This is a genomic window from Pseudomonas sp. GW823-FHT02C02, from assembly GCF_058797635.1.
The window spans coordinates 82,754-100,607 of the sequence record NZ_JBXAJV010000001.1; the positions used below are offsets into that span (position 1 = coordinate 82,754).

General features: G+C 60.1%; 14 protein-coding genes and 1 pseudogene. 6 read left to right on the top strand and 9 right to left on the bottom strand.

What is annotated here, in order from left to right; all coding sequences use genetic code 11:
- Positions 1-144 precede the first annotated feature (144 nt).
- From AC1ROI_RS00370 to AC1ROI_RS00380, 3 genes are all read right to left on the bottom strand, one after another.
- The gene (locus tag AC1ROI_RS00370; RefSeq protein WP_102593785.1) at positions 145-1,437 is read right to left on the bottom strand and encodes an NAD(P)/FAD-dependent oxidoreductase; all 1,293 of its coding nucleotides are present in this window, start codon (positions 1,435-1,437) and stop codon (positions 145-147) included.
- Positions 1,434-2,522 carry a polyamine ABC transporter substrate-binding protein gene (locus tag AC1ROI_RS00375; protein WP_010460089.1) on the bottom strand — a complete coding sequence of 363 codons (1,089 nt, stop codon included), beginning with the start codon at positions 2,520-2,522 and terminating at the stop codon, positions 1,434-1,436. Before AC1ROI_RS00375 ends, AC1ROI_RS00370 begins: the two co-directional genes overlap by 4 nt.
- A 145-nt stretch (positions 2,523-2,667) precedes the next feature.
- On the bottom strand, positions 2,668-4,026 hold the full coding sequence (locus AC1ROI_RS00380) for a glutamine synthetase family protein (protein WP_102593786.1): 1,359 nt from the start codon (positions 4,024-4,026) through the stop codon (positions 2,668-2,670).
- Between the two features lie 162 nt (positions 4,027-4,188).
- On the opposite strand from AC1ROI_RS00380, the gene AC1ROI_RS00385 reads away from it, so the two are divergent.
- Complete coding sequence (locus AC1ROI_RS00385) at positions 4,189-5,103, top strand: helix-turn-helix domain-containing protein (RefSeq protein WP_010460092.1); 915 nt, start codon at positions 4,189-4,191, stop codon at positions 5,101-5,103.
- A gap of 59 nt (positions 5,104-5,162) precedes the next feature.
- On the opposite strand, the gene AC1ROI_RS00390 is transcribed toward AC1ROI_RS00385, so the two are convergent.
- Positions 5,163-7,550: a DUF3772 domain-containing protein gene (locus AC1ROI_RS00390; RefSeq protein ID WP_042932089.1), complete on the bottom strand. Its 2,388-nt coding sequence runs from the start codon at positions 7,548-7,550 to the stop codon at positions 5,163-5,165.
- 209 nt (positions 7,551-7,759) lie between these two features.
- Between AC1ROI_RS00390 and AC1ROI_RS00395 the strand changes: the two genes are divergently transcribed.
- Complete coding sequence (locus AC1ROI_RS00395; protein ID WP_102593787.1) at positions 7,760-8,215, top strand: YMGG-like glycine zipper-containing protein; 456 nt, start codon at positions 7,760-7,762, stop codon at positions 8,213-8,215.
- Here AC1ROI_RS00395 and AC1ROI_RS00400 read toward each other — a convergent pair.
- From AC1ROI_RS00400 to AC1ROI_RS00410, 3 genes are read right to left on the bottom strand one after another with little or no spacing between them, the layout of a single operon-like run.
- Complete coding sequence (locus AC1ROI_RS00400; RefSeq protein ID WP_102593788.1) at positions 8,200-9,225, bottom strand: DUF2955 domain-containing protein; 1,026 nt, start codon at positions 9,223-9,225, stop codon at positions 8,200-8,202. The genes AC1ROI_RS00395 and AC1ROI_RS00400 overlap by 16 nt on opposite strands.
- Entirely contained in the window at positions 9,215-10,354 is a 1,140-nt protein-coding gene (locus tag AC1ROI_RS00405) for an HlyD family secretion protein (protein ID WP_102593789.1), read from the bottom strand. Before AC1ROI_RS00405 ends, AC1ROI_RS00400 begins: the two co-directional genes overlap by 11 nt.
- The gene (locus AC1ROI_RS00410) at positions 10,351-11,889 is read right to left on the bottom strand and encodes an efflux transporter outer membrane subunit (protein WP_102593790.1); all 1,539 of its coding nucleotides are present in this window, start codon (positions 11,887-11,889) and stop codon (positions 10,351-10,353) included. Before AC1ROI_RS00410 ends, AC1ROI_RS00405 begins: the two co-directional genes overlap by 4 nt.
- A 119-nt stretch (positions 11,890-12,008) precedes the next feature.
- Here AC1ROI_RS00410 and AC1ROI_RS00415 point away from each other — a divergent pair.
- Positions 12,009-12,098: pseudogene (locus tag AC1ROI_RS00415) on the top strand (transporter suffix domain-containing protein); the annotation flags it as partial.
- Between the two features lie 10 nt (positions 12,099-12,108).
- On the opposite strand, the gene AC1ROI_RS00420 reads toward AC1ROI_RS00415, so the two are convergent.
- On the bottom strand, positions 12,109-12,741 hold the full coding sequence (locus AC1ROI_RS00420; protein WP_010460104.1) for a response regulator: 633 nt from the start codon (positions 12,739-12,741) through the stop codon (positions 12,109-12,111).
- Positions 12,742-12,774: 33 nt separating this feature from the next.
- Entirely contained in the window at positions 12,775-14,142 is a 1,368-nt protein-coding gene (locus AC1ROI_RS00425; RefSeq protein WP_077748407.1) for a cache domain-containing protein, read from the bottom strand.
- Positions 14,143-14,522: 380 nt separating this feature from the next.
- Here AC1ROI_RS00425 and AC1ROI_RS00430 point away from each other — a divergent pair, with 380 nt between their 5' ends.
- The 3 genes from AC1ROI_RS00430 to ppk2 all read left to right on the top strand — a co-directional run bounded on the left by AC1ROI_RS00430 (position 14,523) and on the right by ppk2 (position 17,834).
- The gene (locus tag AC1ROI_RS00430; RefSeq protein WP_010460108.1) at positions 14,523-16,580 is read left to right on the top strand and encodes a carbon starvation CstA family protein; all 2,058 of its coding nucleotides are present in this window, start codon (positions 14,523-14,525) and stop codon (positions 16,578-16,580) included.
- Between the two features lie 16 nt (positions 16,581-16,596).
- Positions 16,597-16,794, top strand: coding sequence for a YbdD/YjiX family protein (locus AC1ROI_RS00435; protein WP_010460111.1), 198 nt, complete (start codon positions 16,597-16,599; stop codon positions 16,792-16,794).
- A 218-nt stretch (positions 16,795-17,012) separates the two neighbouring features.
- The gene (gene ppk2, locus AC1ROI_RS00440; RefSeq protein ID WP_010460112.1) at positions 17,013-17,834 is read left to right on the top strand and encodes a polyphosphate kinase 2; all 822 of its coding nucleotides are present in this window, start codon (positions 17,013-17,015) and stop codon (positions 17,832-17,834) included.
- Positions 17,835-17,854 lie beyond the last annotated feature (20 nt).

Sequence of the window (17,854 nt, forward strand, 5' to 3'; positions counted from 1 at the left end):
CAAATCGAAAGGCCTAAACAACTGATTGACCGCGTTATCGTTTATCGCGAGCAGGCTCACTCCCACAGGGATCGTCGTCGTTCAAAAATGCTGTGTCCGCCGAAAATCCCCTGTGGGAGCGAGCCTGCTCGCGATAGCGGCCTGTCAGCCAACCAGTTCGCGCAGGCGATACCAGAACATCCCAAGCGCCAGCAACGGCGAGCGCAGCATCGGCCCGCCGGGAAAGGTCATGTGCGGCACGGCGCTGAACACGTCGAACCCTCGACTGTGCCCGGCATGGATCGCTTCACCCAATAGCTTCGCGCACCAATGCGTGACGTTCAGCCCATGCCCCGAGTAACCCTGGGCATAAAACACATTCGGGTGCTGACTCAAGCGGCCAACTTGCGGGAAGCGATTGGCGGAGATGCCGATCCGGCCGCCCCATTGATAGTCGATGCGCACATCGCGCAATTGCGGGAAGACTTTGAGCATCTGCGGGCGCATGTACGCCGTGATGTCAGCCGGATCGCGCCCGGAATAATGGCAGGCGCCGCCGAACAGCAAGCGCCGGTCCGCCGAGAGCCGGTAGTAATCCAGGCCGACTTTCTGGTCGCACAACGCGAGGTTCTGCGGGATCAACTGCGCGGCAACCTCAGGTGCCAACGGCTCGGTGGCAATGATGTAGCTGCCGGCCGGGAGCACCTTGCCGCTGAGCTTCGGTTCGAGTTCTTCAAGGTGCGCGTTGCAGGCCAGCACCAGACTTCCCGCGCGTACCGTGCCACCGGCACAGCGAACCTGCACCGTGCTGCCATGGATCAACTCCAGAACCGGGCTCTGCTCGAAGATCTGCACCCCAAGGGATTGCGCCAGCCTTGCTTCGCCCAGCACCAGATTGAGCGGATGCAAATGGCCCGAACCCATGTCGACCAGACCACCGGCATAGACGCTTGAGTCCACCACTTGCTCACGGATCTGCTCCGGCCCGACCAGACGGGTTTCGTGGGCGTAATCTGATTCGGCCAGACTGTCGCGCTCCGTCTTGAACGCCGCGAATTGCGCCTTGGTGTTGGCCAGCTCGCAGAACCCCCAGCGCAGGTCGCACTCAATCCCGTGTTCACGGATGCGATTGCCCACCAGTTCCACCGATTCGATCCCCGCACGCTCCAGATAGCGCACCCCGTCCTCACCGACGTACCGGGTGAAACCGCTGACGTCATGGCCGATGCCGCGGATCAACTGCCCGCCATTACGCCCGCTGGCGCCCCAGCCAATCCGCCGGCCCTCCAGCACAATCACCGAGAGCCCGCGCTGAGCCAGCTCGATCGCGGTGTTGACCCCGGTAAAACCGCCGCCGATCACGCAGACATCGGCCACAAGGTCCGAGGCCAGCGTGGGGTAGGGCGTCAGGCCTTTGGCGGTGGCCGCGTAGTAGGAATGTGCGTGTTCGTTATTCATTTGTTGGACTTCACTTTGCTCCAGGAACGGGTCATCAGTCGCATGATCGCCTGGGGCGGAGTGGTCGAAATGTAGAGTTTGTCGAGGACTGCCTGAGGTGGGTAAACCTCAGGGTTGTTCACCAGCTCCGCGTCCATGTATTCCTTGGCGGCGGGGTTGGGGTTGGCATAGCCGACCGAGGCGCTGACCTTGGCAATCACTTGCGGGTCCAGAAGGTAGTTGATGAAGGCATGGGCTTCTTTCGGGTTGCTGGCATCGGCAGGAATCGCCAACAGGTCAAACCACAAGTTACTGCCTTCCTTCGGAATGGCGTAGGCGATGTTCACGCCGTTCTTGGCTTCCTTGGCCCGGTTGGCGGCCTGGAACACGTCACCGGAATAGCCGAAGGCCACGCAGATGTCGCCGTTGGCAAGGTCCGACACGTATTTGGAGGAGTGGAAATAGGTGATGTAAGGCCGGATGCTCAACAGTTTGGCTTCGGCTTTTTTGAAGTCTTCAGGGTTCTCGCTGCGCGGGTCCATGCCCATGTAATTGAGAATCGCCGGGAACACTTCATCGGCCGAGTCCATCATCGATACGCCGCACTGGCTGAGTTTCTTGATGTTTTCCGGTTCGAACAGCACTTCCCAGGAATCGATGCGGTCGATGCCGAGCACTTGCTTGACCTTGTCGACGTTGTAGCCGATGCCGTTGGTGCCCCACAGGTACGGCACGGAATGCTCGTTACCCGGATCGTTTTTCTCCAGCAGCGCCAACAATTTCGGGTCGAGGTTCTTGAAGTTGGGCAACTGCGCACGGTCCAGCTTGAGGAACGCGCCGGCCTTCACCTGACGGGCGAGGAAGTGGTTGGACGGCACGACCACGTCATACCCGGTACGCCCGGCGAGCAACTTGCCCTCCAGGGTTTCGTTGGAATCGAAGACGTCGTAGATCACCTTGATCCCGGATTTGGCCTGGAAGTCGGCGAGGGTGGTTTCGCCGATGTAATCGGTCCAGTTGTAGACGCTGACGGTGGGTTGAGCCTGGGCAACGGCACTGAACAGCACGGCAAGCGCGGCCGGCACCATGGATTTCAATAGACGCATTCGACACCTCTTTAGTTATTAGACTGTGTAGGAGCGAGGCTTGCCCGCGAAGGCGGCCTGACTGTCAACGATGATGTTGAACGGACCGGCCTCTTCGCGGGCAAGCCTCGCTCCTACAGGGGGGGCGCGTGATCTCGCGTGGCTTTCAGACGCTAAGCATCAAGAACTCACGCTCCCAGGAACTGATCACCCGCTTGAAGTTCTCGTGTTCGGCACGCTTGACTGCCACGTAACCGCGCACGAATTTGTCGCCCAGATACCGTCCGATGGTTTCGCTCTCTTCCATCTGCGTCAGCGCATCCTCGATGGTGATCGGCAGGCGCAGGTTGCGGCGCTCGTAGGCTCGACCTTGCACCGCCGCACTCGGTTCGATGCGTTCAACCATGCCCAGATAACCGCACAACAAACTGGCCGCGATCGCCAGGTACGGGTTGGCGTCAGCCCCCGGCAAGCGGTTCTCCACGCGCATCGAATCTGGCGTCGAGGTCGGCACTCGCAGGCCGACGGTGCGGTTTTCTTCGCCCCATTCAACGTTGACCGGGGCCGAGGTGTCCGGCAGGAAGCGGCGGAACGAGTTGACGTTGGGCGCGAACATCGGCAGCACTTTGGGGATGTACTTTTGCAGACCGCCGATGTGGTGCAGGAAAAGCTCGCTCATCGTGCCGTCGGCATTGGCGAAGATCGGCTTACCCGTGGCAATGTCGACTACGCTCTGGTGGATGTGCATGGCGCTGCCGGGCTCGTCGCCAATCGGCTTGGCCATGAACGTCGCCGCGACGTTGTGCTTGAGCGCCGCCTCACGCATGGTGCGTTTGAACACAGTGATCTGGTCGGCCAGGTCCAGCGCATCGCCATGACGGAAGTTGATTTCCATCTGCGCCGGGCCGTCTTCGTGGATCAGTGTGTCGAGGTCCAGGCCTTGCAGTTCGCACCAGTCGTAGACGTCTTCGAACAGCGGATCGAATTCGTTCGCGGCGTCGATGGAAAACGACTGACGAGCGCTTTCCGCACGGCCCGAACGGCCCAGCGGCGCCTTGAGCGGCAAGTCCGGGTCTTCACAGCGCTGGGTCAGGTAGAACTCCATTTCCGGCGCGACAATCGGCCGCCAGCCTTTGTCGGTGTACAGCTGCAGCACTTTCTTCAGCACATTGCGCGGCGACAGTTCGATCGGGTTGCCGAACTTGTCGAAGGTGTCGTGGATCACGATGGCGGTCGGCTCGATGGCCCATGGAATCACATACACCGCGTCGGCGACGGGCTTGCAGACCATGTCGATGTCGGCCGGGTCGAGCAGGTCGTAGTAGATGTCGTCGTCGACAAAGTCCCCGGTTACCGTTTGCAAAAGCACACTTTCCGGCAGGCGCATGCCTCGCTCATGCAGGAACTTGTTGGTGGGTGCGATTTTGCCGCGTGCAATGCCGGTCAAGTCACTGACCACACACTCGACTTCGGTAATCTTGTGATCTTTCAGCCACGTGAGGAGCTGATCGAAAGGGGCATTCATAAAGACCTCGTTATTGGTTTTTTTTAACGCCGGGGAGGACGGTTTCATCCACCGCACACTTCCCCTGAGACGCGTTGACGACTATCTTGGGCGAGCCTTGCGGTTCCATCTATCCACTTTCAGCAGCACCAAAACGCACCAAACGAGTGCGTAAGGTCATTCATGTCAGCGTCCAGTCCAATACAGGTTCAAGCGTTCAACACCGACGATGTCGCTGCGCAAATCCGCGCCACGCCGGGTTGGGTCCAGCATTACCAGCAAATGTCGCCGGGGCATTTCGCCGGGCGTGTGCGCTACCTGGACCTGCAAGGCGTGGAGATTTACGAAGAGCAGATGAACACCCGGGTCGAACAGAATTTCAGCGCGCCCGAGGGTTCGCTGGCGTTCTGTTTCGATCGCAGCGACAACGCGCTGTATGTGTTGAATGGCGAAAGTCGCAACATCTGGATCACCCCGGAGAACTACCAGGAAGTCGCCGTGGTGTTTGGTCCGGAGTTCGTGCAGCGTCACGGTTTGAATGTTGCGCGGCTGGAAGGCTTGTTCATGTCGCCGCTGAACTCGGGGCAGAACGCCTTGTTCAGCCGCTGGTTGAGCGGCACCTTGACCCGCCTCGCCGAAACGCTCGACCCGCCGAGCAAAGAAGCGCTGACCCAGCAACTGCTCGAAGACTGCCTGTACATCCTCGACAACGCCTGTGTGTGCCTCGATCACGGCGGCCTGCAGCGCCGCACCGAAGAACGCGCAGTGATGAAACGCATCGGCGAATGGGCCGCCGACTCACCGGAAGAAACCCTCAACCTGCTGGAGCTCTCCCAGGTGGCCGGGGTTTCCCTGCGGCAGTTGCAGCATGCGTTCAAGGCCTTCACCGGGATGACGCCCACCCATTGGCTGCGCCTGCGCCGCCTCAACAGCGCCCACCGCGAATTGCTCGCGCGAACACCGAATGACACCACCGTTGCCGAAGTGGCGATGAATTGGTCGTTCTGGCATCTGGGGCGGTTTTCCAGCAGTTACCGGGCGCTGTTCAAGGAACTGCCGAGTGAAACGCTCAAGCGCATTCGCCCGAGCAGGACCTGATTCGCAAGTTCAGCCTCGCCGAGAGGGCGCAGTGACTGGCTGAACGACCGGTTTTTTGTTCAAACCGTCGATGCAGGTTTCGCCAGTTCAATCCCGGCCGCACCCAATCGCTTGAGAATTTCAAACAACAAATCGCTTTTAGTCGTGCCGACGATTCTCGGGCTGCTGACGTAGCCCGTGACCGTCAGCGTGATGCCTTCGGGGGTCAGTTTGCTGAACCGGACGAAGGTAGCCGGTTTGTCGAGGATGGTTTCGTTCTCGCGGTACGTGTCGTACAGCAGGTTTTGAACTTGCTCCGGATCGATGTCCAGCGGGAACATCAGCTCCAGAGTCGCCACCCCTTGTGCGCTGCCGCCAAGGGTGACGTTGCGCAGGTTCTGCGAGATCAGTTGTGAGTTGGGCACGATGACGATCGAGCGGTCACTGAGTTGTATTTCGGTGGCCCTGACGTTGATGCGGCGGATGTCGCCTTCGACGCCACTGATGCTGATCAGGTCGCCGACCTTGACCGGGCGCTCGGTCAGCAGAATCAGCCCGGAGACGAAGTTTTTGACGATTTCCTGCAAGCCGAAGCCGATCCCCACCGACAGGGCGCTGACAATCCACGCCAGGTTGGTCCACTCGATGCCCAGGGATGACAAGGTCAGCAGAATCACCAGGGCGTAACCGATATTGGAGAACAGTGTGCTGAGCGAGGCACACATGCCGGGGTCCATGTCGGTCTTGGGCAGGAACTCGTTATCCAGCCATCGGCGCAGTGCGCGAATCAGGTAGATGCCGATGAACAGGGCCAGTAGCGCATTCAGCAAATGACCCGGGATGATATTGAGTTTGCGCAGGCCATCGCCGCCGAGGATGGCGAACGTCTGGGTAAACAGTTGCCCCAGCGTCGTGCCGACGCCACCGACAAACAGTGAAATGACCGCCAGCAGCATTAAACCGGCGCGACCGACACCGGACAGAATGATCGACGCTTGCTCAAGGCGTACATCGCCGATTCCGAGCAATTGTTTGAGCGCCTTGCCGCTTGGACTCTTGGGTGAAAACAGGTACTCACAGCTGTCTCTGAACAATTGCGTCAGCAAGTAGAAGCCCGACAGGATGATAAAACCCCAGACCAGTTGGTACGTAATGAACCGTGCCAGGGAGATGTAGCCGATCAGCAGCGCAATCAGCGATACCACCGTCGCAAAACCGGCCAACGAATAAATCAGGCCGGCAAGGGTGGTACTCGATTCGGGCGCTTCCCCGGTAGCCGCAACGGCTCTGCGGACTCTGCTGGCTCGCCGGAACAACGTGCCGATAATCAGCGTGACCACCAGCGCGATCAAACCGCGGCCAAACAGAATGGCCGGCGGGCTCATGCCGGTGACGTTGGTGATTTGTGCCAGGCTGACCAGAATCAGCAGTGTGACGGCCAGTATCCTGGGGAAGGGCTGGATTGCCAGTGCCACGGGATCGGAGATGGCCGGCAGCCGCCAGGAAGGATGTCGGGTCGACAGCAGCGCCCGGCTCAGACCGGTAATCAGGATGCACACATAGATGATTTTTTCGAATTCATCGGCAAAGTTCTGAATCAAAGGCGACAACGGCAATTGCCGGGTGAGCGCATAAAACAGCAGTTGCATTGCAAAAGCCGTGGTCAGCAGCGTGGCCACGACAGAGGCCAGTGCGAGCGAGCTTCGACGCAAACGTCCTTCCGGCATTCGATGAATACACACCCAGGTCAGCCCGCGCTCCGCGATTCTTCGGCCCCAGGACCAAACACCCAGGGCCAGCACGATCAATGCGATGGTGAACAGGCGTTCGCCGGGTTGCCAGGCGGCCTTGATTGCGCTGGAAGCCTGCTGGATGAATTCGCTCAGCCGCTGGCGGTCCTCCTTCAGCGGACTGAACAATGGCGCCCAGAACCCCGGCCCCAGGATACTGCCGCTGCGCAGCGTGACTTCGCTTTCCAGCAGGTTGCGGCGAATACCGGCGATTTGAATAAGGAGACCGGCAGCATTGTTTCTGAGTGCTGTCAGGGTTTTGAGGCTGGAATCGACTTTGGTCTTTTGCTCGGAGAGATAGGCTCTTTGCGTCGCGATATCCGATTTCTCTGACTCTACATCGTCGAGTGATACCGGGCCCAACACATCAAGTTGGGCTTGCAGTTGCTTCTGTTCGGGCAGCAGGGATGACTGCAGGCTATCCACGTCGTTGATAAACGACTGAACAGCATCTTGCAGGCCGACCATCTGGGTGAGGTTATTGGCCAGCGAAATCTGTTGCTTGATTCGGTCAAGGCGGATTTGCAGGTTTTGCAGATCACTCTGAGAAATGACTAACGACGAAGTACCCGATGTAATACCGGCAGCCGGCAGTATGTCGGCGGCCGACAGCGCTCCGTCACTGGTTGCAAGCAGCGTGAGCACGACGAACATCATTGACTTCAATGCATTACGCATGGGGGGGCTCGACTCTGTGGTGGGTCGCTCAACCTATGAGGTTAGGCCATCACGCCAAAACGATCGAAAAGAATCCTGTTCGCCGTCAGGATCAGGCAATACCGTGCAGAGAGTGAGTGCCGCGTGATCTACACTCTTTGTTGCTGAATCAAGCCCGGGATCAGCTACCCGGGGTTAATGCAGAGTGACGGGCTGCGTTGGAGGTCATTATGAGCAAGGTGTCATCCATCGGCCTGAGCATCGCATTGGCGGTTGCGTGCACCCAGGGTTGGGCTGCAACGGTCGTTCCGATGAAAGGGCAGAGTTCGCAACAGACCCAGCTGGACATCAATGAATGCAACAGCATCGCGTCCGGTCAGGCTGCGTCGACCGCACAGCCTGCTTCCGGAGGGCGATTGCGCGGTGCTGCCGCGGGGGCCGCCGCGGGATCGGCCGGGGCAGAAGTGCGCGGGCGTCAGCATGACGAGTTTTATGAGCGCATCGATGACGACACGAAACAGGACTATCGGCAGGACCGCGCGAAAGAGACCGCCGTGGCCGGTGCCGTGGTGGGCGGCTCGCGTCAGCGTCAGGAACGCCGGGCACAAGAGAAAACCAGTGCCGCAACGACCTCGACGGCGTACACCAGTTGCCTGCAGGGCAAGGGGTATCAGGTTAACCCCTGAGCCTTTCGCGGCCGCTGCTCGAGCAGATAAACCATCAGGCAGGCGTACAACGTGACGGCAAGGAACAAGCCCATGCGCACCGCAAACGCGGTGTACACGTCCTTGCCTGCGATGCTGTCCTGAACCGACTGGCCCAGCAGGATAATCAGCGTGATCAGGGCGTTGAGCCAGAACCCCGGGCTGAACCCGGTCGGGCTCAGCGCGTAGAGCTTGCGCGCCAGCACCAGGCCGAACAGCAGCATCCACAGAAAGAACATCCACAGGTGCACAAACAGGCTGAGGGCGCTCCAGAACAGGATCGCCAGCAGGCCTGCGAGCAAGGTTGAGCCAACGAGTTCGCGACCGGCTGTGTGGGCGTTGGTCGTGGAGCTTTGTTGGCCCAGGCTGACGGCTTTGAGGATGATCGGCAGGTAACCGGCCGGGTCGATCAACGCGAGCAGGAACGTCGGTAACACGATCAGGGTTGCACGTAGCGCCACTCGGCTGACCTCTTCGGCGGGCAACGTCGGGGCGGGTGGCGGGGAAGGGGCGTTGGGCGGATCCGGGAATAACCCGTGACTGATCGCCACGACCGCTACGGCGAGCAGCAAGCCCTTGACCAGCGCACCGATGACCATCGCCGCCAGATCGAATTCGGCAACGCCGGCCGAGGAAATCATCGTCAGGCCAATCACCAGAAAGGTCACGATCAGGGCATTTCCACCGCGCAGGCCAAAACGGAAGACCAGAAACAGGCTCAGACCGATCAGCAGCACGCCGCTGACGGGGTAATAACGCAGGATCGGGATCAACAACAGGCCAAGGCCCGTGGTCAACATCGCAGCCAGTGCGAGCACCACGGCTGCCTTGAACGGCAACGGGCGATTGATCGAGGCCAGCAGGATGAGGCACAGCACCGGCGCGAGAAAGGGGATCGGCAACCCGAGGCCGAAGCTGGCGGCAAGGCACAGCGCCGTGCCAGTGGCCAGGCGTAATGCGCGCTGTTCCCGGGGCGTGCGTTTAGTAGGCATAGCTCAGCCAGCTCATGAAACCCACAAACAGCCGACCCAACGGGTTCAGCGGGTTGCCTTGATTCGGGAAGGCCATGACTTCGGCCTGCCCGCCAGCACGGATGGCGCCGCTGTCACGCAAGGTTTTTCGGGCGTCTTCGGAGAGCTCGATAATCACCGGAAAACGCTGGGCCGGTCGCAGCCAGTCGCGGCTGTTCTGGACACTGGGCAAGGTGCCAGGCGCCGGTGTCTGTCCGACACTGACGCCATAACCGACACTGCGCACGCGTCCGTCGAACACTTCGCCCGGGAATGCATCCAGGACGATCGCCACAGGCGTATCGACTTTCACCAGACCGAGGTTGTTTTCAGTCATGTCCGCGCTGATCCAGACATCGTGGATGGCAATCAGGGTCATGACCGGGCCACCGGCCGCGGCGAACTGCCCGGCGTCGGTGCGCAGGTCGGTGACCAACCCCGCCGAACGGGCGCGGATCTGTGTGTTGGACAGATCCAGCTCGGCTTTCGACAGCGCCGTGGCGGCGCTTCGCAGCAGGGCGTTGTCTTCCTCGCTGCCACCTTCTTGCTCGCGCGCTCGTTGCACTTCGGCGCGGGCGGCCGCGACCTGGCTGACCGCCTGTTCACGATTGGCGCGAGACACTTCGAGCAGACGCACGGAAATGGTTCCGGGGTCTTCGCGGTACAAACCTTCCAAACGTTGATTGTCTTGTTTCGCCTTCAGTTCGTTGGCCTGGGCCGCGCGCAAGTTGGCTTGCGCCGAAGCGATGCCGGCGGTGCTGGCGCCGATCTGCCGACGGGTCGATTCAAGGTCTGCGCGGGCGCGGTCGACGGCGATCTGGTAGGGCTGCGGGTCCACTTCGAATAGCACGTCGCCCGCCTGGACGTCCTGATTGTTGCGCACGTTGACGCGGATCACCCGGCCGGCGACTTCCGAGGCGACCGGAATGACAAAGGCGCCCACGCGGGCTTGTTGCGTATAGGGCGTGAAACGGTCGGCCGCCAGGTACCACGCCAGGCTCAGGAGGATCAGGAGCAGCACCCATTTGATGCCTTTTTTCGCCGGGTCGGCGGCAGGCTCAGGAGGCTTTGGGGCGGGCGCCTCGGGGACAGGCTGCGCGGTTTCACTCATGGCTGTTTACCTTGTGAGGCAGGGAGGGCGGCGGGCTCGCTCAGCAGGTCGCCCCAGTCGGTGCGTTTTTCCATCTGCTGGCGGGTGGCTTCATCGACTTTGGGCTGGGCGCTGTACCAACCGCCACCGAGGGATTTGTACAGGGCAATCAGGTTGCTCACCGCGTTGCTGCGGGCGACCAGGTAGCTGTCCTGCTGTTCGAGCAGTGCGCGCTGAGCATCGAGCACCCGCTGAAAGTCTGAGTAACCTTCGCGGTACTGCGTGCTGGCCAGCACCAGCGAGCGTTTGGCGGCCACTCCGGCTTCGCTCAGGATGCGTTCGCGCTCCAGCGATTTGATCAAACCAGTGGCGGCATCGTCAGCCTCCCGCGCAGCCTGGCGGACTTTGTCGCGGTACGCCTCGATCAGTTGCTGCAACCGCGCATCCTGGACGCGCACGTTATTGCTGATCTGGCCATGGTCGAACAGGTTCCAGCGCAGGCTGGGGCCGCCGATCAGGTCCAGGCTTCGGGACGTACCGTTTAGCGTGTCGGCCGACCAGACGATGCTGCCAAGCAAGGTCAGCGACGGATAGAAGTCACTTTCGGCCACGCCAATCAATGCCGACTGGGCGGCGACATTCAGCTCGGCGGCGCGCACATCGGGCCGGCGCAGCAGCAGATTGGCCGGCACATCCTGGAGCACGGCGCGATCGACCAGCGGGATCAAGCCTTCGTTGCTCACGAGCATCGGCAACGCGCCGGGCGGTTGCCCGATCAGCACGGCCAACGCATTGCGCGTTCGTTGCAACTGGTCTTCGAGGGAGGGGATGGTGCTCAGGGTGCCGAGGTATTGGGTTTTGGCCTGTTGCAGGTCGAGTTCCGCTTGCTGGCCGCTGTTGAACAGTTTTTCGGTGATCTCGAAATTACGCTTTTGTTGTTTGGCGTTCTCCCGGGCAACGCGTAACCGGGCCTCGGTGGTGCGCAACGAAAAGTAGGTGTCCGCGACCTGGGCGCGCAGCAATACCAGCACGTCTTCATAGTTGGCCTGAGCGGCAAAATAACTGGCGTCGGACGATTCGATGGCCCGGCTGAAACGCCCCCAGAAGTCCAGCTCCCAACCCATGTCGAACCCAGCGCTGTATTGCCAGAAATGGCTGTCCTGGGGATTGGTGCCACCCGATTGCCGGCGATTGAAGTACAAACTGTCGGCGCTGGCTTGTTGCAGTTGCGGGTACAGAGCGCTTTGCGCAATGCCCAGCTGGGCACGGGCTTCCATCACGCGCAAGCCGGCGATTTTCAGGCTGGAATTATTTGCATCCGACTCGGCGATCAGCTGATTCAGTAGCGGATCGTTGAAGACCTGCCACCACTGGCGGATATCCGGATTCGGTCCGCGTTGACTGGCGTGTTCAAGGGCTGCGGTATTCCAGTGTTCGACCCACGTTTCGCCCGGCGGCTGGAAGTCCGGCCCCAGCCGCACGCAGCCACTCAGGCCAAGTGCGCCGAGCAGGAGGAGGTGGCCTGGCAGTCTTTGCAAGGAACGGCCTCGAGGCATCGCGTATCGTCCAACCAGAGAAGGTCACTGGAGCATAGCCGTCCAAATGAGCAACCGGCTGCTAAGCTTCTCAGGCACCCTCAAACCTTCTGCGATCATTGATAGGCAGGACACTCATGAGTCTTTTTGTGCTGGGGGGCAATTTCTGGGAGAAGGTGCGGGCGTTGTTTATCCGCTCTGCCAAGGTGGTCAATCCCGAGGCGGTGTAAGGCGTGCCTGCTAGCGCGAAATGATCCCGTGATCGATCGCGTACTTGACCAGGGCTGCGGGTTTGTCGATGTTCAGTTTGCGGCGGATGCTCAAACGATGGGTTTCCACAGTGCGCACGCTGATGTCGAGCTCGCGGGCCATTTCCTTGTTGTTCAATCCTTGCGCCATTTTGTACAACACCTGGCTTTCGCGAGGGGTCAGCTCATTGTCGGTGCTTTTGTCGGCTATCAGCCGCTGGGCGATTTCGGCGCTGTAGAACGTGCCGCCACTGACGATGGCTTCGATGGCCGCAATGATTTCCCGCGACGGTGAATTCTTCAGCACATAGCCGCTGGCGCCGGCGCGAACGGATTCACTCACGTATTCATAATTGTCGTACATGCTCAGCATCAGCACCTTGAGCGACGGGTACTGGCTGCGCAGCACGCGGGTCAGCTCAAGCCCGTTCATGTCGCGCAGGCTGATGTCGACCAGCAACAAGTCTGGCTGGCAGCGCCCGACCATCTCGATGGCCTGCGCGCCACTTTCGGCTTCGCCCACCACTTCCAGGGGCGCCATGACCGCGAGCAGCGCTTTGATCCCGTCGCGGACCAGGGAGTGATCGTCGACCAGGGCGACGCGGATCGGATAGGGCAGGTTCATCGCAGATATTCACTCTTGTTGTAAGGGGGTGGGTCAGCGTTTCGCACCGGGCATTTTCATCGGCAGCAGCACGTCCAGCTCACTTCTTCCAGGCATCGATATCAGGTCGAACCGCCCGCCAAAATGTTCGACACGCTCACGGATATTACGCAGGCCGATGCCCGCGTGGCGACGTTCGACCTGGGCGACATTAAAACCGACACCGTCGTCGACCACCGTCAACCGCACGGATTCCTGTGACCCATGCAGGGTAATCGAAACGTTTTTGGCCTGTGCGTGGCGTTCAATGTTGGTCAGGCCTTCCTGCACAATCCGGAACAGCGAAACCGCCGCACCGTCGACCAGGTCACAGTCAAATTCATTATCGTCGTAAGTCACGGTGAGACCGCTGCGCTGCTCGAATTCGGCGGCGAGCTGGCCGATCGCCGCCGGCAGGCCCAGCGTGTCGAGCAATGACGAGCGCAGATCGTGAGAGAGACTGCGAACCTCGCCAATCGCGTCGCCAAGGCGCTCCGTGGCATCTTTCAGCGTATTCAAACCCTTGTCGTTGGCCTGGCCATTCTCCAGCAGCAGGCTGGCCAGTTCGAACTGGAATTTTATGGAGACGAGCACCTGGCTGATGCCGTCGTGCAGCTCCCGGGAAACCCGTGAGCGCTCTTCCTCCTGGAGGCTGACGATCCGCTGGGTCAGGCGCTGGAGCTTTTTGTCCGCCAGGCGATGCTCGCTGACGTTGAGCGTCATGCCGCTGGCGAAGACGAACAGCACGGCCACGAGGGCCACCGCGGCAATCGCCAGCATGGTCTTGCGGATGCCGTGGGCCACTTCGTCACGCGCCTGCTGGGTGGCGCGCTCAACGTCTTCAAGGTAGATGCCGGTACCGAGCATCCAGCCCCAACGGTCCAGCATCACTACATACGCGAGTTTGTCGGTGACCTGACCGGAGGAAGGCTTGTTCCAGGCGTAGCGCTGAAAACCTTCGCCGGATTGCGCACTTTTGAGCAGTGCCTGAATCACCGGCAAACCTTGGGGATCTTTCATGTCCCACAGGTATTTGCCCACCAGTTCCGACTGGCGCGCGTGCATCAGGCTGCGACCCTCACGGTCGTAGACGAAGAAGTAGCCGTTGATGCCAAAGCTAAGCTTGCGCAGTTCTTCCAGCACCTGTTGCTGGGCGTGCTCGTCACCGTGGCCGTCGTCGTAGAGCGGCGCGATCAGGCTCTGGGCCATTTCCACGTAGTTTTTAAGCTCGGCGCGTTTGCTCGCCAGAATGCTGTCTTCAATCAGCTGCGCCTGTTGATCGCCGAGTTGGCGATTGAGGGAAATCACCAGCGCGCAGATCACCGCGATCGCCAACACCAGCGGCAGAATCCCGAGCGCGACGATTTTGTGTTTGAGCTGCATCTTGGCTCCTGACCGGACCGAGGGAAGGCGATGGCCCGGCATCATATGCCAAAGATACGCGCGTCCAGTAGCGGTGCTGGACGGAATGACCTGCGGCGGGGATGTCTGTCAGGTGAAATGCAAAACCCTTGTAGGAGCGAGCCTGCTCGCGATAGCGGTAGTCAGACGACATTGATGGTGAATGTCAGTCCGCTATCGCGAGCAGGCTCGCTCCTAGAGAGGAATCAGCGCGTCTACGTAGAACTACGTAGGCGCCATGTACGTAGTAACGCGGATTTATTTGTGGACGGCATGCGGGGATATTGGGCCAGCTCCGCACCGCGGACACAATTATAAAAAATTACCGCCGCAGTCCACTGGCTGTCGGCAGGAGACACGCTATGCCCCGTATGGCTAAACACCTCGCCTGGTTTGCCGTGGCTGTTCTGGGAGCGTTTGCGCTAAGTGTCGTGGCCTTGCGCCGCGGCGAAGCGATCAACGCCCTGTGGATCGTAGTCGCAGCAGTCGCTATCTACCTCGTTGCCTACCGCTACTACAGCCTGTTCATCGCCACAAAGGTGATGCAACTCGACCCCAATCGTGCCACGCCCGCCGTCATCAACAATGATGGCCTGGACTACGTGCCGACCAACAAACACGTACTTTTTGGTCACCACTTCGCGGCCATCGCCGGCGCAGGTCCGCTGGTCGGTCCCGTTTTGGCGGCGCAGATGGGCTATCTGCCCGGTACGCTTTGGCTGATTGCCGGCGTGGTGCTGGCCGGTGCGGTTCAAGACTTCATGGTCCTGTTCATGTCCACCCGCCGCAACGGCCGTTCCCTGGGCGATATGGTCCGCGAAGAAATGGGCCGCATCCCAGGGACCATTGCGCTGTTCGGCTGCTTCCTGATCATGATCATCATCCTTGCGGTGCTGGCATTGATCGTCGTGAAAGCCTTGGCCGAGAGCCCGTGGGGGATTTTCACGGTGATGGCGACCATCCCGATCGCGATGTTCATGGGCATCTACATGCGGTACATCCGCCCGGGTCGCATTGGTGAAATCTCCATCATTGGTGTGCTGTTGCTGCTCGGTTCGATCTGGCTCGGTGGGCAGATTGCTGCTGATCCGGTCTGGGCCAAAGCGTTTACGTTTACTGGCATTCAGATCACCTGGATGTTGATCGGCTACGGTTTTGTCGCCGCGGTATTGCCGGTGTGGCTGATTCTGGCCCCGCGTGATTACCTCTCGACTTTCCTGAAGATCGGCACCATCGTGGCCTTGGCGATCGGCATTCTGATCACCATGCCCGACCTGAAAATGCCGGCACTGACCCAGTTCATCGACGGCACTGGCCCGGTGTGGAAAGGCGGGTTGTTCCCGTTCCTGTTCATCACTATCGCCTGCGGCGCGGTCTCGGGTTTCCATGCACTGATTGCCTCCGGCACCACGCCGAAACTGTTGGCCAGCGAAGGTCATGCCCGTTACATCGGTTACGGCGGCATGCTGATGGAATCCTTTGTCGCCATCATGGCGATGGTCGCGGCTTCGGTGATCGAGCCGGGCGTGTACTTCGCCATGAACAGCCCGGCGGCGCTGGTTGGCTCTGATGCTGTGTCGGTTGCTCAGACCGTCAGCAGCTGGGGTTTTGCAATTACTCCGGAAGCGCTGCAAGCGGTGGCCAAGGACATCGGTGAAACCACGATCCTGGCCCGTGCCGGCGGTGCGCCGACCCTGGCGGTCGGTATCGCGCAGATCCTGCATCACGTTCTGCCAGGTGAAAACACCATGGCGTTCTGGTACCACTTCGCGATCCTGTTTGAAGCGTTGTTCATCCTGACGGCCGTCGATGCGGGCACCCGTGCCGGGCGTTTCATGTTGCAGGATTTGCTCGGTTCGTTCGTACCGTCGCTGAAGCGCACTGAATCCTGGACCGCCAACCTGATCGCGACCGCTGGTTGCGTGGCGATGTGGGGTTATCTGCTGTACCAAGGCGTGATCGACCCTCTGGGCGGCATCAACACCTTGTGGCCGCTGTTTGGTATCTCCAACCAGATGCTGGCCGGTATCGCGCTGATGTTGGCGACCGTTGTGCTGATCAAAATGAAACGTCAGCGCTACGTCTGGGTGACCATGTTGCCAGCCGTGTGGCTGCTGATCTGCACCACCACCGCAGGCTTCATCAAGCTGTTCGATGCCAACCCGGCGATCGGTTTCCTGGCCCTGGCCAAAAAGTACAGCGATGCGCTGGCCAACGGCCAGATCCTCGCCCCGGCGAAGAGCATCGACCAGATGCACCACGTGATCTACAACGCCTACACCAACGCAACGCTGACCGCGCTGTTCCTGCTGGTGGTCTTCAGCATCCTGTTCTTTGCGCTCAAGGTCGGCATTGCGGCCTGGGGCTCCAAGGAGCGTACGGATAAAGAAGCCCCATACCAGGCGCTGCCGCAAGCGTGAGGGAGGAGGGCGCCAAATGTTCAATGACCTGAGTCGCCTCGGTAAATACCTCGGTCAGGCCGCGCGCTTGATGGTGGGCATGCCGGACTACGACACCTACGTCGAACACATGCAGGGCAAACACCCGGACAAGCCTGTGATGAGCTACGAAGTGTTCTTCCGGGAACGCCAGGAAGCGCGTTACGGGAGCAAGGCCGGGCCTAAATGTTGTTGAGGTAACTGGCGGCTTGATGCAATCCCCGTGGGAGCGGGCTTGCTCGCGAAAGCGGTGTGTCATTCAACACGGATGTTGACTGACACGACCTCTTCGCGAGCAAGCCCGCTCCCACTTTTTTTGTTTTGTCTTTTAAATCCTCGACGGCGTCCTCGGCGCCGGTAAATCTTCAACCATGGACTAAACTCAGCGAGCCAATCGACTGCGAGGTGTTGTTCATGGCAAAGGACAAGAAATCCACCAAGAAACGTCATTCCGTCGACATCGCGAAGATGTCCAACAAGGACTACCTGAGTGAACTGCGCCGACTGCATGTCGAAATAGTGAAGTTGCAGGAATGGGTGCGGCATGAGGGCATCAAGATCTGCATTGTCTTCGAGGGCCGCGACGGGGCGGGCAAGGGCGGCACCATCAAGGCGCTGACCGAGCGCGTGAGCCCACGGATCTTTCGCGTTGTGGCGTTACCTGCCCCGACCGATCGCGAAAAAAGCCAGATGTATGTGCAGCGTTACCTGCCACATTTGCCTGCGGCTGGCGAAGTGGTGATCTTTGATCGCAGCTGGTACAACCGTGCGGGCGTCGAGCGCGTGATGGGGTTTTGCACCAAAGAGCAGGCGGTCAGTTTCCTGAGGGCTGTCCCCTTGGTCGAGCGGGCAATCGTCGACTCGGGCATCATGCTGTTCAAGTATTGGCTGGAAGTCAGCCCGCAGGAACAGACCCGACGACTTGAAGCGCGGATTGAGGACGGCCGCAAAATCTGGAAGCTCACCCCAATGGACCTGAAGTCGTACAGCCGCTGGTATGACTACTCGCGTGCACGTGATGACATGTTCAAGGCGACGGATACCGGACATGCTCCCTGGCTGGTAGCCAACTCGAACGACAAACGACGGGCTCGTCTGAACATCATCACCGATTTGCTCAGCCGCATTCCTTATGAAGAGGTGCCGCGCGAGAAAGTGAAGTTGCCCAAGCGTCAGCGGCCAGGCGGTTATCACGAACCGGATTACCCACTAAAACGCATTCCCGAAAAGTTCTGAGTGCGTCGTCAAATCTTTCA

Coding starts and splice junctions, on each gene's coding strand:
- AC1ROI_RS00370 (WP_102593785.1), bottom strand. CDS start 1,437: ATGAATAACGAACACGCACATTCCTACTACGCGGCCACCGCCAAAGGC.
- AC1ROI_RS00375 (WP_010460089.1), bottom strand. CDS start 2,522: ATGCGTCTATTGAAATCCATGGTGCCGGCCGCGCTTGCCGTGCTGTTC.
- AC1ROI_RS00380 (WP_102593786.1), bottom strand. CDS start 4,026: ATGAATGCCCCTTTCGATCAGCTCCTCACGTGGCTGAAAGATCACAAG.
- AC1ROI_RS00385 (WP_010460092.1), top strand. CDS start 4,189: ATGTCAGCGTCCAGTCCAATACAGGTTCAAGCGTTCAACACCGACGAT.
- AC1ROI_RS00390 (WP_042932089.1), bottom strand. CDS start 7,550: ATGCGTAATGCATTGAAGTCAATGATGTTCGTCGTGCTCACGCTGCTT.
- AC1ROI_RS00395 (WP_102593787.1), top strand. CDS start 7,760: ATGAGCAAGGTGTCATCCATCGGCCTGAGCATCGCATTGGCGGTTGCG.
- AC1ROI_RS00400 (WP_102593788.1), bottom strand. CDS start 9,225: ATGCCTACTAAACGCACGCCCCGGGAACAGCGCGCATTACGCCTGGCC.
- AC1ROI_RS00405 (WP_102593789.1), bottom strand. CDS start 10,354: ATGAGTGAAACCGCGCAGCCTGTCCCCGAGGCGCCCGCCCCAAAGCCT.
- AC1ROI_RS00410 (WP_102593790.1), bottom strand. CDS start 11,889: ATGCCTCGAGGCCGTTCCTTGCAAAGACTGCCAGGCCACCTCCTCCTG.
- AC1ROI_RS00420 (WP_010460104.1), bottom strand. CDS start 12,741: ATGAACCTGCCCTATCCGATCCGCGTCGCCCTGGTCGACGATCACTCC.
- AC1ROI_RS00425 (WP_077748407.1), bottom strand. CDS start 14,142: ATGCAGCTCAAACACAAAATCGTCGCGCTCGGGATTCTGCCGCTGGTG.
- AC1ROI_RS00430 (WP_010460108.1), top strand. CDS start 14,523: ATGCCCCGTATGGCTAAACACCTCGCCTGGTTTGCCGTGGCTGTTCTG.
- AC1ROI_RS00435 (WP_010460111.1), top strand. CDS start 16,597: ATGTTCAATGACCTGAGTCGCCTCGGTAAATACCTCGGTCAGGCCGCG.
- ppk2 (WP_010460112.1), top strand. CDS start 17,013: ATGGCAAAGGACAAGAAATCCACCAAGAAACGTCATTCCGTCGACATC.